This window comes from Thalassospira alkalitolerans (assembly GCF_002115745.1).
Lineage (GTDB): Bacteria > Pseudomonadota > Alphaproteobacteria > Rhodospirillales > Thalassospiraceae > Thalassospira > Thalassospira alkalitolerans.
On record NZ_JFKB01000001.1, the window covers coordinates 448,076 to 463,541 of the forward strand.

A 15,466-nucleotide genomic window follows, 5' to 3' on the forward strand; every position below is an offset into this window, starting at 1 on the left:
TCCTTGGGGGAAGAATGAACAAAGCAGTGACAACGCGGTGGTGGCTTGTCCGCCATGCACCAGTGACTAATCCGGAACGGCTTGTCTATGGGCGTAGCGATATGCCTGTTGATTTGTCTGATGAAAAGGCACTGCGTGCATTGTCGCGCCAATTGCCACGCGAAGCTGTTTGGGTGACAAGCCATCTGTCCCGCACACTTGAGACGGCGCTTAAACTTCTTGAGCTGATGGATGAAAATGTTTTGCCAACGCGTGAAACAGGTTTTGCCGAACAGCATTTCGGGGCATGGGAAAAAAAGCACTGGAATGATTTACCCAAAGGCGAGACCACGCGCTTTTGGACGGATTTCGCCCGCCAGCAACCGCCCAATGGTGAAAGTTTTGGGGATGTGGTTGAGCGCGTTGGACCGATATTTGACCGTTTGACGCGGTACTGGGCCGGTCGGGATATTGTTGCTGTTATTCATGGCGGAACGGTAAGGGCGACATTGGCCAATGCGCTTGGCCTGTCGTTGGAAGCCGCACTTGCCTTTCACGTCGATACCCTTGGATTGACCAGGATTGAGCATATTAGCGGTGTTGATCAACCGGGATGGCGGGTAACCGGTGTGAACTTACGATTTTAAAAACGGATTTCTTTGGTCGGTTGCCGGGGGCAAAAATACGGCTTGTACCCTGCATGAAAACATCACGCAGGGTACAAGCCGTCAGGCTGATTTTCGTTGTTCGGTTTCAAGTTCGCTGACCAATGCATATTCCGATAAATACCGATCTATCATGTCGGCAGTAACATCGTGTTTTGCACAGATTGCGGTAACATCTTCGAGATAGGCTTCGTAATAAGGCATAGGTCGGCTACGCGATTTTCCACGAAGATTAAGTATCGCAGGGAAGTCTGCGTGGAATTGCGGGCTTTCAATTGTCTGGATGATGGTGTCGTCGATGATTGCTGCGGGTTTGCCACGATATTTCTTGCCGCAGCCAGACAGCATTTTGCTTGCTGTCGGGATGGAAATACCGGGCTGACTAAGCAGTTGCGACAACTGGCTCTCGTCCAGATCGTCATGATCAAACAGATTAACAAGGTTCGGCAGGTCGCGAACCAGAAGAGACAGCGCATTAACGCGAATGCCACGCGCATGCGACCAGATAATGGTCGCAACAACACCACAGGTTGGTCGTTCAGCATATATGTTTCGAACATCATGCCGTGCCAGCGAAATCTCGCCGTTTACGGAATGTTGTTCCAGGAATTCAGGAAACGATTGATCGTCGAAATTTAATCGAGCCAGCAGACCGCGCCACATATCTTCGCGTGAAGCCGTTTGCCAGGCCAAGGATTTCATGTTCTGAATTCGTTGAATTTGTTCATGAATTGCCATTTGTTAGCAAATTCCCAGTTACCCCAAGAGTTGTTCCGACACCTATTGCGGTCTCGGCATCCGGACTTTGTTTGTTTTGAATTGCCCGAAGATAGCGCTGTATGGCTTTGATGCTCTAATTTCAACGCGATTAGATTATGTTCACCTAAACAATAGCTACTCACAAGCAGTCAATTCTTACAAATACTGACCTTATGGTTAGGCTGGAGTTTAGGCTTTGGTCATGCAGGCAAAACTGATAGGTTCGGTTTTGCCGTTTGGTGATGGGAAATCGGTGTGATGCCGATGCTGCCCCCGCAACTGTAACGGGTTGGGTGATCTAGGTGAATTGACCTTGCCAGCCACCGGAAATGTCGACAGCAGACAAACCGGGAAGGCGGATTGCTTTCATGCCCGAAGCCAGGAAACCAGCCACCGGCATCCTATTCGCAAGGAATATGGATAACGCAATCGGGCCTCGGTGGGAGGCCAAGGCGAGGAAAGCGGGTATGACCCAGAATACGGCCCAAAATGGCCAGCTTACCGGGATCCATTTGATCCTTGGTGGTGCCAGATCAGGCAAAAGCAGGTTTGCCGAAGATCGCATTAACCATGCAGGTGGCGGAACCTATATCGCGACCGGCCGTGCATGGGACACGGAAATGGCAAACCGTATCGAACTTCACAAATCAACACGTGGCAAGATATGGCAAACGATCGAGGAACCGCTTGATCTTTGTGCGGCATTATCGTCCTGCAACAACCGTGATGGGGCAAAGCCGATTATGGTTGATTGTTTGACGCTTTGGCTGACAAACCTGATGCTTGAAGATCGGGATATTGATGCCGAATTTGGTCGGTTGTGCGATTTTCTGCCCGCATTGGATGTGCCGGTTTTGCTGGTATCCAACGAGGTTGGTTTTGGGATTGTTCCGGAAAATGCCATGGCGCGTGTCTTTCGCGATCATGCCGGACGATTGCACCAACGGATTGCTGCGCTTGCCGATCAGGTAACGCTTGTGGTTGCCGGGATACCGATGTCGGTAAAATAGATTAAAATTCATCGTTTTAAGGATAATTGAATATGGCGCAGATCGGAAAAATTCCGGCAACAGTGATCACCGGATTTCTCGGTGCAGGCAAAACCACGATGATCCGCAACATGCTAGAAAATGCCGGTGGCAAGCGTATCGCCCTTATCATCAACGAGTTTGGTGATCTGGGTGTCGACCGTGAAGTCATCAATGGCTGCGGCATTTCCGGCTGTGCAGAGGATGATGTGGTTGAACTGTCGAATGGCTGCATTTGTTGCACGGTGGCGGATGATTTTCTGCCGACCATTCAAGGCTTGATTGATCGCGACACGCCCCCGGACCATATCGTTATCGAAACATCGGGTCTTGCGCTGCCAAAACCATTGGTAAAGGCATTTAACTGGCCGGAAATCAGATCACGTGTCACGGTCGATGGCGTGGTTGCGGTTCTCGATGGTGCGGCGTTGCGCGATGGATTGTTTGCCCATGACCATCATGCGGTTCAGGCCCAGCGCGAAGCCGATGAAAATCTGGATCATGAAAGCCCGCTTGAAGAGCTGTTTGAAGAACAGCTTCATTGTGCAGATATGGTTGTTTTAAACAAGATCGACCTTTTGAGTGAGGCAGAACGTGCCAAGGTCGAAGCCGATATTCGGGCCGAACTTAAACGCCCGTCCGTCAAAATTATCGCGACCGCGCATTCAAAAGTTGAAAATGCCGTGTTGCTCGGCCTTGGTGCCGCCGCCGAGGATGATCTTGACAGCCGTCCGTCGCATCATGATGACGGTCATGCACATGATCATGATGATTTTGAAAGCTTTGTGGTGTCGCTGGATGCCATTTCCGATGCGGCGGCACTTGAAAAGCGCCTGATTGATGTGGTGCGTCAGTTTGACGTCCTGCGTATCAAAGGGTTTCTGGATGTTCCGGGCAAACCGATGCGCCAGGTTGTGCAAGGTGTTGGTGAACGGTTCCAATGCTATTTCGATCGTCCTTGGGCTGAAACTGAAACCCGCCGGTCGGAATTGGTGGTGATTGGCTTGCATGGTTTGGATCGCGCTGCGATCGAGGCTGCGATCAAGGTATCGTAAGATCATTTGTTCATGTTTCGGGTCACGTGAAACATTGCTCCGGCGTTGTTGTCGCAAGGCGATGGTTGAAGCCAAAGCAGTGAATTAAAACAGGGATCATCCGGTCGCAGTTTTGCTGATCGGGTGATCCAAAGTCCCTGATACCCATAGAAAAGACGGAAATTCCCGATGCATTTGCTTGCTGCCCAGCCGGGGCTTGTTACCGATGGAAGCGAGGCCGTCGATCTGGGCCAAAGTCCGGGTGATGTCATCATTCTGTCAGCCGCAGAGTCGGAACTGGCCTGTCTGGCCGGGGCGCAAGCGCGCCTTAATGCGGCCTATGGTGACGATGTGCCGTCCCTGCGATTGGCAAGCCTTCTGCAATTGGGCCACAACATGTCGGTCGATCTTTATGTCGATGGCGTTTTGACGGATGCAAAATTCATCATAGTGCGCATTCTTGGCGGGCGGGGATATTGGGATTACGGGATCGAACAATTGGTCGATCTGGCGCGCCGAAATGATGTTCCCCTTGTTCTATTGCCTGGCGATGATCAGCCCGATGCCGAATTGCTGTCCCTTTCGACCATCAAGGGGGGAATTTATCAGCAAATCTGGCGGTATTTGATCGAAGGTGGCCCGGAAAATTCAGAACATTTACTTCGCCTTATATACGAAAAGTTAAATCCATCTGTTAGCTGGAACTGGAAACCGGCGGCTCCGTTGGTCAAGGCAGGCCTGTATTGGCCGGGAAAAGCCAGTATCGACCTTGATGAAATCGGGGGGGTATGGAAACAAAATCAGCCTGTTGTGCCAATAGTCTTCTACCGCGCGTTAATGCAGGCCGGTAATCTTGATGTTATTGATGTGATGGTTGAGGAATTATGCGCCAAGCACCTTAACCCATTGCCGATTTTTGTTGCCAGCCTTAAGGACCCTGTCGCGGCAGCACTTGTCGAGGATTGGCTTGGTGCAACCAATGCTGATTTGATCCTGAATACGACCGGTTTTGCATTGTCTGTTCCTGGCGGAGATCGTCAGAACGGGCCGTTTGATGTGGTGGATGCACCGGTCTTTCAGGTGGTTTTATCCGGTGGCGGGGAAGTTGGCTGGCGCGAAGGTGTTAACGGGCTTGCCGCGCGCGATATTGCAATGAATGTCGCTTTGCCCGAGGTCGATGGCCGTATCATTTCACGTGCGATTTCGTTCAAAGGATCGGCCGGTAAGGACGCCCTGACCCAGATTGATTTGGTCAAATATATCCCGGTGCGGGATCGTGTTTCTTTCGTCGCGGATTTGGCAGCCAATTGGGTGAAATTGCGCAAGACAGATGTTTCAATGCGCAAAATTGCGATGGTCATGGCTAATTATCCCAATAAGGACGCCCGACTTGGCAATGGGGTTGGGCTTGATACGCCGGCCGGGATGATTGAAACCCTGCGGGCGATGAAAGATGCGGGTTACGTCATTGACGAAGTGCCAGAAAATGGTGATGCCCTGATTGCAGCGGTTAAGGACGGACCGACCAATGATTTCAAATCGCTTGCGGCGCGGACTATTCGGGTGACGATTCCGATTGCGGATTATCGCAATGCATTTGAAGACTTGCCCGCCACCATTCAAACACAGGTGACGGATGCTTGGGGGGCGCCGGAAAGCGATCCGTTTTATCTGGCCGATCAGGGCGCAATTGCCCTTGCGATCCTGCCGATGGGAAATGTGGTGGTCGGGCTGCAGCCGGCGCGGGGATATAATATTGATCCGCTTGAAAGCTATCATTCGCCGGATCTGGTGCCGCCGCACAATTATTTCGCGTTCTATATCTGGTTGCGCCGTCATTTTGGGGTTCATGCGATCATTCATTTTGGCAAGCATGGCAATATGGAATGGTTGCCGGGAAAATCGCTTGCCCTGTCTGAGGATTGCTTTCCCGAAGCCGTATTTGGCCCGACACCGCATTTTTATCCCTTTATCGTCAATGATCCGGGCGAAGGCACGCAGGCGAAACGCCGTGCGCAGGCGGTGATCCTTGACCATTTGACGCCGCCTTTGACGCGGGCGGAAAGCTATGGCCCGCTTCGGGATATGGAGGCGCTGGTCGATGAATATTATGATGCGGCGGCAGTCGATCCACGGCGGTTGGTGATTTTGAAACGCGATATTTTGGAGCTGGCCATTCGGATTGGTCTAGATCGCGATTGCGGGATTGAACCGGACGAGGCCGAGGAAAGCGCGCTTGCCAAGCTGGATAACTATCTGTGTGAATTAAAAGAACTTCAAATTCGCGATGGGCTGCATATTTTTGGCAAATCCCCCGAAGGGGATCTTTTGACCGACCTTTTGGTGGCCTTGGTGCGGTTACCACGGGGTTCCGCCGATGGACCCAAAGCATCGCTTCATCGCGCAATTGCGACCGATATCCTTGATGATCCCGATTTTGATCCGCTTGATTGTGCCTTTGCCGAATTTTGGCCCGGGGTAAAGCCGAAAAGCCTTGCCAATTATGACGCTGGCCCGTGGCGCACGACGGGCGATACGGTTGAACGGATCGAACTTTTGGCGCGCGATTTGGTGCGGGGGGATGCCCTGCCCGATCCGGCATGGCGCCGGGTTTGTGATGTTCTTTCCGACATCGAAACATCAATTCGCCCGGCGGTTACGGCGTGTGGTACGGCCGAGATTTCAGGGCTTTTGCGCGGTCTTTCGGGCAAGTTTGTTGAGCCGGGACCATCCGGGGCACCCACACGGGGCCGACCGGATGTTTTGCCGACCGGGCGGAATTTTTATTCGGTGGATACCCGCACAATCCCGACGCCGGCGGCGTGGCAGTTGGGCTGGAAATCGGCCGAATTGCTGTTGGAACGCCACGTTCAGGATCATGGTGAATGGCCCGCCGCCCTTGGTCTTTCGGCTTGGGGGACAAGCAATATGCGGACGGGCGGCGATGATATTGCCCAGGCACTTGCGCTTATGGGGGTGCGCCCGACATGGGATAGCGCATCGCGCCGGGTAACCGGGTTTGAAATCATGCCAGTATCCGTGCTGGGGCGGCCGCGTGTCGATGTGACATTGCGGATTTCAGGTTTCTTCCGTGATGCGTTTCCTGGTTTGATCGATATGTTTGACAGTGCGGTGCGCGCGGTTGCCGAACAAACCGACGAACCCGCAGATATGAACCCGATTGCGGTTCGGGTCGCGGCTGAAACTGTAAAACTGTGCGATGCCGGGGCGACGCCCGATCAAGCAAAGCGACAAGCGGCATTTCGCGTGTTTGGTGCCAAACCCGGTGCCTATGGTGCCGGTTTACAGGCGATGATTGATGAAGAATTGTGGGAAGACGAAGCCGATCTGGCGGATGCCTATCTTGCGTGGGGCAGTTATGCCTATGGCAATGGTGCCGAAGGCGAGGCCGCGCGCGATCTGTTTGAAACCCGACTTTCGCGGGTTGATGCGATTGTCCATAATCAGGATAACCGGGAACATGATTTGCTGGATTCCGATGATTATTATCAGTTCGAAGGTGGAATGACATCGGCCGTCCGGCATTTGTCAGGCAAACAGCCCACGGTTTATCACAGCGATCATTCCCGCCCGGAAAGCCCCAGAATCCGCACATTGGAAGAAGAAATTGCCCGTGTGGTACGTGCGCGTGTCGTCAATCCAAAATGGATCGCGGGTGTGATGCGCCATGGCTATAAGGGGGCGTTTGAAATGGCGGCAACGGTTGATTATCTGTTTGCCTTTGCTGCGACGGCGCGGTGCGTTGCCGATCATCATTTTGATCTGGTCTATGATGCCTATCTGGGCGATGCCGAGGTGCGGGACTTTATCAACAACCATAATCCTGACGCCTTGAACGATATCAAAAATCGACTGCGAGAGGCAATTGATCGGGGATTATGGCAGCCGCGCCGCAACTCTGTTTCGGTCGATTTGGCGGCAAATCCCCAAGGGTGATAACCTGCGTATCACCTTTGAATCACAAGAATTTTATCGCTGGAATAAACCGGAGAGTTGAAACGTTTCGTTTTCGTACCATATCTTGTTTAACCAACCGTTAATAAGTTGGTTAAGGGACGGGGCAAACCTATCGGGCTGAAACCGCATAAGACGGATCGGTCGTTGAGTTAGGAGGCCACTATTATGGACAGAACGAAACACGTTCGCTTGCCTGACTATTTGCAGACCCCTTTGCCGGTCCATACCGGACATGCAGAAATTGTCGATTTTCTATTGATTGATGCCGATATTCCCGATTGGTTGCGTGCTGATTTGCATGGCCAGAGGCAATATCGCCCTGCACGCGGTGCAATCCGTTCCGTTCTTGATTTACGTGAACGGTTTAACGGGATTCATTTACCGGTCAGTATCGAAGAATTCCGCAATGGCCTGATCGAATTGGCGCGCCATCTGCCCGGGCCGGACCAAAGTCCCATCGATATCGATGCAAAGGTTCGGATTTATTGGCGCTATTTGCAAGGTGTCGAACGCCAGATTTGGCGGGCGACGATTTCCAGTGCCCATGTCGCCCTTGATCATTTCCCGGTGGTTCGCGAATTGAAATCGCTGATTGCCAGTGTGGTTTCAACGCGCAACTGGCTTGAACGCCGTTTGGAAGTGATCGAAACAAGTTTCCAGAAACCGGCATATACGCCAAATGATGCGGTTCGCAAGGCGCTTCTTCGTTTGCGGCATATGTCGCCGGGTGATCGGTTGCAGTTGTTTAATAAGGCGCGGATGCGCCGCCCGGAACTTCGCAATACTGATATGCGTGAACCCGATAAATGGGCCGATCTGGTGACCGGTGATCTTGGATTGTCATCGGGTTAAGCATCGGGAAATACAGATTGATTGACCGATCCCGGCGGGTTTCGGAGGATCGTACCCATAGAGGTGCAAGAGCGCGGCTGGAAACGGCCGCGTTTTCTTTTGCAGAGTTGCCTATTGCAATGATGAAAGGCAAAGTCGCGCAAGCGATATTTCGGGGTGGGTTCATGCGTGTTTTTTTGTTATTCGCCGGTTTTGTTTTGTGCCTTGCCGTGGTCGGCAGTAGTCGTGCGATGGCATCGGATATATCCGTCTGGCCAAAAGTCCCGAACGCGCCATTGCATTGGCAATTGCAGGGCGACATAGATGTTGGTGCCAAAATTCGGGTCGTGGATAGTGACCTGTTTGAAACACCTGCGAGACAGGTGCGTGAATGGCGCGATGCGGGCATTTTCCCGATTTGTTATATCAATGTCGGTGCTGTCGAAGACTGGCGCGAAGATTATGCGCAATTCCCGTCGGAGGTGATCGGGAATCCCTATTGGGGATGGGACGGTGAAAACTGGCTTGATATCGGCCGGTTTGAACGGTTTTCCGATGTCATTTTGGCCCGGTTCGATCTGTGCCGGGATAAGGGTTTCCTTGGGATTGAGCCAGATAATATAGATGCCTATGAAGCCGATTATTCGAACAAGGAAACCGGGTTTAATCTGACACGCGAAGACCAAATTCGCTATGTCAGCTGGCTGATCGATCAGGCACATGCCCGTGGTCTTGCCATCGGGCAAAAGAATGCTGCTGAACTTGTGCCGGAACTGGTCGGCCGGATGGATTTTGCCTTGCTTGAATCCGCGTATCATTTGGGCTTTATGGATGAATTTTCACCCTATCGCGACGTAAAGAAGCCGGTTTTCGCGGTTGAATACATCGAAGAAGGTGCCGATCCCAAGCAGTTCTGCCCCAAAGCCGGGGAATATGGTTTTCAGGGTGTCGTTGCGGGTTTGGAGCTGGATGGAAAACCCGAAAACTGCCCTTGATCCGAAGGCTTCTTCGCCGCATTGTTCGGGCAGAAATGCAAAGGGATGAAACCATGACCGACAAGATGACAGACGATGCCGAACAGAATGCGCGCCATGATGGAAAAATGAAGAAAATCAAGGCCGCGCGCGACAAGATGATGGCGCAAAAGATCGACAAAAAAGGTCTGATCATCGTTCATACCGGCAAGGGTAAAGGCAAGTCGTCATCGGCATTTGGCATGGCGATGCGCTGTGTTGGCCACGATATGAAGGTCGGCGTGGTGCAGTTTATCAAAGGTGGCTGGGAAACCGGCGAGGCCAAGCTTTTGAAGAAATTCCCGGATCTTTGCGAATTTCACGCCATGGGGGCGGGCTTTACCTGGGAAACCCAGAACCGGGCCAAGGATATTGAGCTGGCCCGTGAAGCCTGGAACAAGGCGCTTGAGATGATGCGCGATCCAAGCTTTGCCATGGTGATCCTTGACGAGATCAATATTGTGCTGCGCTATGACTTCCTGCCGCTTGATGATGTTCTTTCGGCATTGGCCGATAAACTGCCGGATCAGCATGTCGTGTTGACTGGTCGTAACGCGCCCGACACCCTGATCGAAGCCGCCGATCTGGTGACCGAAATGACGATGATTAAACATCCGTTCCGTGAACAGGGCATCAAGGCGCAAATCGGCGTTGAGTTTTAATCTCGTCCGGTGATTTTCGTCGAAAAATGGTTCTAATGACGGGTTATCAGGCCGGTCATTATCGATCATTGATCCCGCTGTTTTAAAGAAGGTTTTGAAACCGGAATGAGTTCGCGCGCAACCCCTGCCCTGATGGTGCAAGGCACCGGATCGGATGTTGGAAAATCCTTGTTGGTGGCGGGATTGTGCCGTGCTTTTGCCCGGCGCGGGTTGCGTGTTCGGCCGTTCAAACCGCAAAATATGTCTAATAATGCCGCTGTAACCGATGATGGCGGCGAAATTGGCCGCGCACAGGCGTTGCAGGCACGGGCCTGTGGGGTTCCGACATCGGTGCATATGAACCCGGTTTTACTAAAACCCCAAAGCGATATCGGGGCGCAGGTGGTGGTTCAGGGCAAGGTCCTGACCAGTGCCATGGCGCGGGATTATTATCGGTTGAAACGGGATCTTTTGCCGCGTGTGATTGAAAGTTTTGATCAGATTGCGGCGGATGCCGATCTGGTACTGGTTGAGGGTGCCGGTTCCCCAGCCGAGGTTAATTTGCGTGCGGCGGATATTGCCAATATGGGGTTTGCCGAAGCCGCCGAAATACCGGTCATCTTGGTCGGTGATATTGATCGTGGCGGGGTGATTGCATCGATTGTCGGAACGCATGTCTTGTTATCGGAATCTGATCGAAACTGGTTACGCGGTTATATCATCAACAAGTTTCGCGGTGATGTATCGTTGTTTGAGCCTGCCTTGCAGATCATTCGGGATCATACCGGGCTTGAAAGTTACGGTATCGTAACTTATTGGCCCTGTGCCCATCGACTGCCAGCCGAAGACGGTGTTGCGCTTGAAAAAGCCGGGCGCTATGTGCGGGCTGATACGGTCGAAGATCCGATCCGAATTGCCGTGCCGCATTTGCCGCGTATCGCCAATTTTGATGATTTGGATCCGCTGGCTGCCGAGCCGGATGTTGAATTGCTGATTATCAAACCGGGTGAAATTTTTCCGGCTGATATTGATCTGGTGTTGTTGCCCGGCAGTAAATCAACGCTGGCCGATCTTCGGTTCTTGAAAGAACAGGGGTGGGACATTGATATTTTGGCCCATCACCGGCGTGGGGGCCATGTGATCGGGATATGCGGTGGATATCAGATGCTGGGTCGGGCGGTGCATGACCCGAACGGGGTCGAAGGCGCCGCTGGATCGGAACCGGGGTTGGCGTTGCTCGATGTTGAAACTACCATGGGCGGGGATAAAACATTGCGCCAAACCACCGGATCGGCAACCACATCTGTTGGTGCGATGGGGGTCGATATTGCGGTAAACGGTTACGAAATTCATATGGGCGAAACGACGGGCCCGGATCGTCAACGCAGTTGGCTTGTGCTGGGCCAGGGGATCGTGGATGGGGCACAAAGTATCGATGGCCGGGTGATGGGGTGTTATTTACATGGCCTGTTTGGCAGCGATGCATTTCGTGCGGCCTATCTGGCGGAACTTAGGGGACAGGCGCGTGATGGTGGTGCTGATTTTGAGGCGGGTATCGATGCCGCACTTGATGAATTGGCGGATCACGTTGAAAACTGCCTTGATCTGGATGGCCTTTGGGCATTGGCACAAAGCCGTTCATAAGCAGGACCGTTTAACAGTGGCGTGACAGGATGATAAAAAGCGCATGAATGGTGTGAATTGGCACGACAAAGCCTTTACATCGGCACATTTGCGTGGTTTGAGAGAATTTAAAATTCCGGTCCTGTAATGAATGGCACGCAGATGCCATATGGTAAGTAATTGCCAAAACGGGCTGGTTTGTAAAACTTTCATCCTTGGTTGGGTATCTTCAATTCCATGCGTCAATTGTACCATTTCTGGCTATCACCATTTTCGCGCAAAGTGCGTTTGGTTCTGGCCGAAAAGAAGCTTGAATTCGAACTTAAGGCGGAACCCGTCTGGGAGCGCCGTGACGCGTTTTTATCGCTTAATCCCGCAGGCGAAGTTCCGGTTCTTGAAGAAGAAGATGGCACTGTTCTGTGTGATTCCGCGGTGATTTGCGAATATCTGGACGAAGTTTATACCGAGACGCCGCTTTTGGGATCGAATGCCAAGGAACGGGCCGAAATCCGCCGCCTTGTGGCGTGGTTTGACGGCAAGTTCAATCGCGAGGTTACCGACCACCTTTTAGGTGAGAAGCTTATGAAACGGTTCTTTGGAACCGGCACCCCCGATACCAAAATTTTGCGCGCTGGGCGAACCAATGCGGCCTATCACCTGGAATATATCGGCTGGTTGTTTGAGCGGCGCAATTGGTTGGCGGGGGATCACCTGACCATGGCCGATGTTGCCGCCGCAGCACAGATTTCGGTTATCGATTACATGGGTGATATCAATTGGTCGAAACATCCGCGTGCCAAGGATTGGTATATGCGGATCAAAAGCCGTCCTGCGATGCGCGATGTTCTGGCCGATCGTCAGGCAAGCTTCCCGCCATCCCCGCATTATGCCGATCTGGATTTTGAATGAGTGGTTCGTCGAAGGTCGATAGCTTCTATCCCAAAGGTGGCCTGAACGCTGCCAGCTATGACCTTCGTGCCGAACTCGATCGTAAACTTTTCGAAGACCCGATCCCGTTTTATCGCAATCTTGCAGTTAAATCCGGTGGTCCCGTTCTTGAACTTGGTTGTGGAACGGGCCGGATTGCGGCGGCCATTCGCGATGCCGGTGTTAGGATCGAGGGGCTTGATCTTTCCGAGGCGATGTTGGATCAGGCGCGGGCAAAATACCCAAAAATGGTCTGGCACAAAGGCGATATGTGCGATTTTGATTTGGGGCGGCAATTCCCCCTGATCATCATTCCGTTTCGCGGGTTTCAGGAAATTACAGACGGCAATGATCAGCGGCGGTGTCTTGCGGCGGCTTTTACCCATCTTGAGCCGGGCGGGATGCTGGTGCTAGACCTGATTGATCCCGATTTGCGGTATTGCCTGCCGGAAGGCGATCCTGAAATTGTTGAATTACCCCTGTTTCCGATGCCTGACGGGATTGGGGAGCCACAAAGCCGTTTGCGCATTACCGCGATGGAACGCACCAGCGATCCGTTAACCCAGCGGTTTGACGAACATTGGCGGTTCGAGGAACTCAATCCGGCCGGTTCGGTGATCCGGTGCGAAGATTGCTGGCATCATATGCGGTGGGTATATCGTAGCGAAATGCGGTTGATGTTTGAGGTTTGCGGGTTTGTTTCGATATCGGAATTTTCAGACTTTGCCGGAAATTCACCGAAATATGCCGCCAATCAGGTCTGGATGGCAAAACGGCCGGACTGATGCCCGGCCATTTTAATCATTCTGCAGATAACCGATATCTAGTTGGCGATGAATTTCTTTGCCTGCGAAAGGGCTTCGACGCGTTCGTCTTTTGGTAGTGGCACAAGGCCATTGTCGGCCAGCAGGCCTTCGTCGCCAATTATGGCGTCCGAGACATAGGTCGTAATGAAGGCACCCAAGGTCCGAACCAATTCCTGATGGTCATCCTTGACATAAAGGTAAAGCGCGCGGGATCCCGGATAACTGCCATCAAGGATTGTGTCATAATCGGGTTCGATGCCATTGATCGGTATACCCTGCATGGCTTCGCGATTGCGATCCAGGTTATTGAACCCCATCACGCCATAGGATGTTGGATCTTTTTCCAGCTTGCTGATGATCAGTCGGTCATTTTCACCGGCTTCGATATAGGCCCCGTCTTCGCGGATGGTGCGGCACAGCAGGTGGAAGCTTTCAATATCGGTCGATTCAAGATTGGCGAGGTCGCCAAAGGTGGAGCAGCCCTTGTCCATCAAAAGCTGTCCCATCAAATCGCGTGTCCCCGATGTTGGTGGCGGGCCATAAACCCGGATTGGGATATCGGGCAGGTCGGCATCAATATCGGACCATTTGATATTCGGGTTCGGAACGCTTGCACCCTGAACCGGGATGGTTCGCGCCAAGGCCAGATAAAGCTGACGGGCAGACAGGGCCATCGTTGGGGCATTGCGTGATCCCAAAATGACGATCCCGTCATACCCAATTTTGATTTCGCTGATATTGCGAACTGAATTGGCAGCGCAGATGGCCGTTTCCGAGCCGGTAATTTTGCGGGATGCATCAACGATGTCTGGGTATTGGGAACCGATCCCGCCGCAGAACAGTTTGAATCCGCCCCCCGATCCGGTGCTTTCGACAACTGGTGCCCGGTCCCCTGTGGTCTTGCCAAAATATTCCGCGACCTTGGTGGTAAGCGGAAAAATGGTTGACGAGCCGACAATGCGAATCTGGTCGCGGGCCTGCGCAACATGTGTGGCAAGCATCAAAGTCATGGATGCGGCAATGGCAGTCGTGGCGATCAAACGGCGCATGGGGTCCCCCGGCTGAAAATCTGGTGATATGGCCTTAAAACCTGCGGGCACATATCAAATGCGGATCAGAACCTATTCCGATCCGGTGTGAACATCCATCTTTTCTATATTCGCTCTTGCGGCATCTGCGACAGGGGTTCCGTTTGAATTTTCTATGACAGTCAAATAATCCCGACGTGCAAGGTCCTTATCTTTGTTGATGCGATGCAGGTTTGCACGTTCAAAAAGGGCCTGAACATTTCGTGGTGAAAGTTCTAGCGCATGTTCGATATCGCTCATTGCAAGGTCATAGGTTTCAAGCATACGCCATGCGGTGCCGCGATAGATCAGGGCCTCGACATTATCCGGGTCAATATCAAGGGCGGCATTCAGATCATCAATCGAATCCCAATATTGCCCGGCCATGCCCAGCACCATCGCCCGGTCGACCCAAAGTGTTGGGTCATTTTGAACGATTTTAAGAGCGCGGGTTTGATCGCGCCATGCGAATTCAAGGTTTCCTGCCATCATCCAGCTTTGCCCGGCTTGCGCCAGAAGCCCTGCGATGACTGGTTGCGGGGATGTGCTTTCATCAGCAAGTGCATTAAGGCGGGTAGCGGCTTCTTCGTATTTTTCAAGCGCAATCAGCGCCACAGCAACGCAATGCTTTGCCGGTTCCCCACCGCCCATGTCACGCCAGGCAATCGCACTTTCAAAACCGTCCTCGGGCTTAAGACGCGCCAGTTTCAGGCAAGCCTGATATTGTTGGGCATCATCCGCAGTCATATCCGTGCCTTGGGCCCGTGCCTGTTGCCCGGTGCCAAACGGCACCATTGTCATGCCAAAGACGATCATCACGATAAGGGATGATGAAGCGCGCAAGAATTTGCGTGCGGGCAGTTTTGACATGATGGACCTTTCTGTGGTTTGGCAAATAGATGTGTGGCAATCAGGCGATCTGACGGGGCGCATGCACAAAGCATATAAGGTGTTGAGTATGCGCCGACCAGACCCCGTTTGTCAGGGCCGCATTGCACAGTATGAAAGCGGCAAGATAATGATTGTGAATGAATTTAAACCTTAATGTTTCGATATTGATCATCCGAAAGCTTTTGTCAGGGAGAGTTCAGATCGATAGTGTTCGACGCTTGGTG

At 52.5% G+C, this 15,466-nt stretch carries 13 protein-coding genes and 1 riboswitch; of the genes, 10 read left to right on the forward strand and 3 right to left on the reverse strand.

The annotated features are described in order from the left end of the window. The first annotated feature begins 14 nt into the window (after positions 1-14). Entirely contained in the window at positions 15-626 is a 612-nt protein-coding gene (locus TALK_RS02065) for a histidine phosphatase family protein (RefSeq protein WP_085615322.1), read from the forward strand. Between the two features lie 81 nt (positions 627-707). Here TALK_RS02065 and TALK_RS02070 read toward each other — a convergent pair whose 3' ends face one another. After that, entirely contained in the window at positions 708-1,346 is a 639-nt protein-coding gene (locus tag TALK_RS02070; protein WP_085615728.1) for a hypothetical protein, read from the reverse strand. A gap of 258 nt (positions 1,347-1,604) precedes the next feature. Then, positions 1,605-1,812: riboswitch (cobalamin riboswitch) on the forward strand. Between the two features lie 58 nt (positions 1,813-1,870). Here TALK_RS02070 and cobU point away from each other — a divergent pair. From cobU to TALK_RS02115, 9 genes are all read left to right on the forward strand, one after another. Then, complete coding sequence (gene cobU, locus TALK_RS02075; protein ID WP_085615323.1) at positions 1,871-2,413, forward strand: bifunctional adenosylcobinamide kinase/adenosylcobinamide-phosphate guanylyltransferase; 543 nt, start codon at positions 1,871-1,873, stop codon at positions 2,411-2,413. Positions 2,414-2,445: 32 nt separating this feature from the next. Next, positions 2,446-3,486 carry a cobalamin biosynthesis protein CobW gene (cobW, locus tag TALK_RS02080; RefSeq protein ID WP_085615325.1) on the forward strand — a complete coding sequence of 347 codons (1,041 nt, stop codon included), beginning with the start codon at positions 2,446-2,448 and terminating at the stop codon, positions 3,484-3,486. A 168-nt stretch (positions 3,487-3,654) separates the two neighbouring features. Further along, complete coding sequence (gene cobN, locus TALK_RS02085) at positions 3,655-7,422, forward strand: cobaltochelatase subunit CobN (RefSeq protein ID WP_085615327.1); 3,768 nt, start codon at positions 3,655-3,657, stop codon at positions 7,420-7,422. A 186-nt stretch (positions 7,423-7,608) separates the two neighbouring features. Further along, on the forward strand, positions 7,609-8,295 hold the full coding sequence (locus TALK_RS02090; RefSeq protein WP_085615329.1) for a hypothetical protein: 687 nt from the start codon (positions 7,609-7,611) through the stop codon (positions 8,293-8,295). A gap of 164 nt (positions 8,296-8,459) precedes the next feature. Next, the gene (locus tag TALK_RS02095; protein ID WP_245829633.1) at positions 8,460-9,269 is read left to right on the forward strand and encodes an endo alpha-1,4 polygalactosaminidase; all 810 of its coding nucleotides are present in this window, start codon (positions 8,460-8,462) and stop codon (positions 9,267-9,269) included. Between the two features lie 53 nt (positions 9,270-9,322). Continuing rightward, on the forward strand, positions 9,323-9,949 hold the full coding sequence (cobO, locus tag TALK_RS02100) for a cob(I)yrinic acid a,c-diamide adenosyltransferase (RefSeq protein WP_211274752.1): 627 nt from the start codon (positions 9,323-9,325) through the stop codon (positions 9,947-9,949). 105 nt (positions 9,950-10,054) lie between these two features. Next, a complete protein-coding gene (locus TALK_RS02105; protein WP_085615333.1) occupies positions 10,055-11,572 on the forward strand; it encodes a cobyric acid synthase in 1,518 nt (505 codons plus the stop codon). Between the two features lie 216 nt (positions 11,573-11,788). Next, entirely contained in the window at positions 11,789-12,460 is a 672-nt protein-coding gene (fzlA, locus tag TALK_RS02110) for an FtsZ-binding protein FzlA (protein WP_085615335.1), read from the forward strand. Beyond that, positions 12,457-13,263: a class I SAM-dependent DNA methyltransferase gene (locus TALK_RS02115; protein WP_085615337.1), complete on the forward strand. Its 807-nt coding sequence runs from the start codon at positions 12,457-12,459 to the stop codon at positions 13,261-13,263. The genes fzlA and TALK_RS02115 overlap by 4 nt, the downstream gene beginning before the upstream one ends. Positions 13,264-13,301: 38 nt before the next feature. Here TALK_RS02115 and TALK_RS02120 read toward each other — a convergent pair whose 3' ends face one another. Further along, the gene (locus tag TALK_RS02120; RefSeq protein ID WP_085615339.1) at positions 13,302-14,333 is read right to left on the reverse strand and encodes a substrate-binding domain-containing protein; all 1,032 of its coding nucleotides are present in this window, start codon (positions 14,331-14,333) and stop codon (positions 13,302-13,304) included. A gap of 72 nt (positions 14,334-14,405) precedes the next feature. Continuing rightward, positions 14,406-15,221 (reverse strand): tetratricopeptide repeat protein, encoded by an 816-nt coding sequence (locus tag TALK_RS02125; protein ID WP_139833692.1) that lies wholly within the window; start codon positions 15,219-15,221, stop codon positions 14,406-14,408. Positions 15,222-15,466 lie beyond the last annotated feature (245 nt).

Excerpts from the sequence above, each read along its gene's own strand:
- TALK_RS02065 (WP_085615322.1), top strand. The coding sequence starts at position 15 with ATGAACAAAGCAGTGACAACGCGGTGGTGGCTTGTCCGCCATGCACCA.
- TALK_RS02070 (WP_085615728.1), bottom strand. The coding sequence starts at position 1,346 with ATGAAATCCTTGGCCTGGCAAACGGCTTCACGCGAAGATATGTGGCGC.
- cobU (WP_085615323.1), top strand. The coding sequence starts at position 1,871 with ATGACCCAGAATACGGCCCAAAATGGCCAGCTTACCGGGATCCATTTG.
- cobW (WP_085615325.1), top strand. The coding sequence starts at position 2,446 with ATGGCGCAGATCGGAAAAATTCCGGCAACAGTGATCACCGGATTTCTC.
- cobN (WP_085615327.1), top strand. The coding sequence starts at position 3,655 with ATGCATTTGCTTGCTGCCCAGCCGGGGCTTGTTACCGATGGAAGCGAG.
- TALK_RS02090 (WP_085615329.1), top strand. The coding sequence starts at position 7,609 with ATGGACAGAACGAAACACGTTCGCTTGCCTGACTATTTGCAGACCCCT.
- TALK_RS02095 (WP_245829633.1), top strand. The coding sequence starts at position 8,460 with ATGCGTGTTTTTTTGTTATTCGCCGGTTTTGTTTTGTGCCTTGCCGTG.
- cobO (WP_211274752.1), top strand. The coding sequence starts at position 9,323 with ATGACCGACAAGATGACAGACGATGCCGAACAGAATGCGCGCCATGAT.
- TALK_RS02105 (WP_085615333.1), top strand. The coding sequence starts at position 10,055 with ATGAGTTCGCGCGCAACCCCTGCCCTGATGGTGCAAGGCACCGGATCG.
- fzlA (WP_085615335.1), top strand. The coding sequence starts at position 11,789 with ATGCGTCAATTGTACCATTTCTGGCTATCACCATTTTCGCGCAAAGTG.
- TALK_RS02115 (WP_085615337.1), top strand. The coding sequence starts at position 12,457 with ATGAGTGGTTCGTCGAAGGTCGATAGCTTCTATCCCAAAGGTGGCCTG.
- TALK_RS02120 (WP_085615339.1), bottom strand. The coding sequence starts at position 14,333 with ATGCGCCGTTTGATCGCCACGACTGCCATTGCCGCATCCATGACTTTG.
- TALK_RS02125 (WP_139833692.1), bottom strand. The coding sequence starts at position 15,221 with ATGTCAAAACTGCCCGCACGCAAATTCTTGCGCGCTTCATCATCCCTT.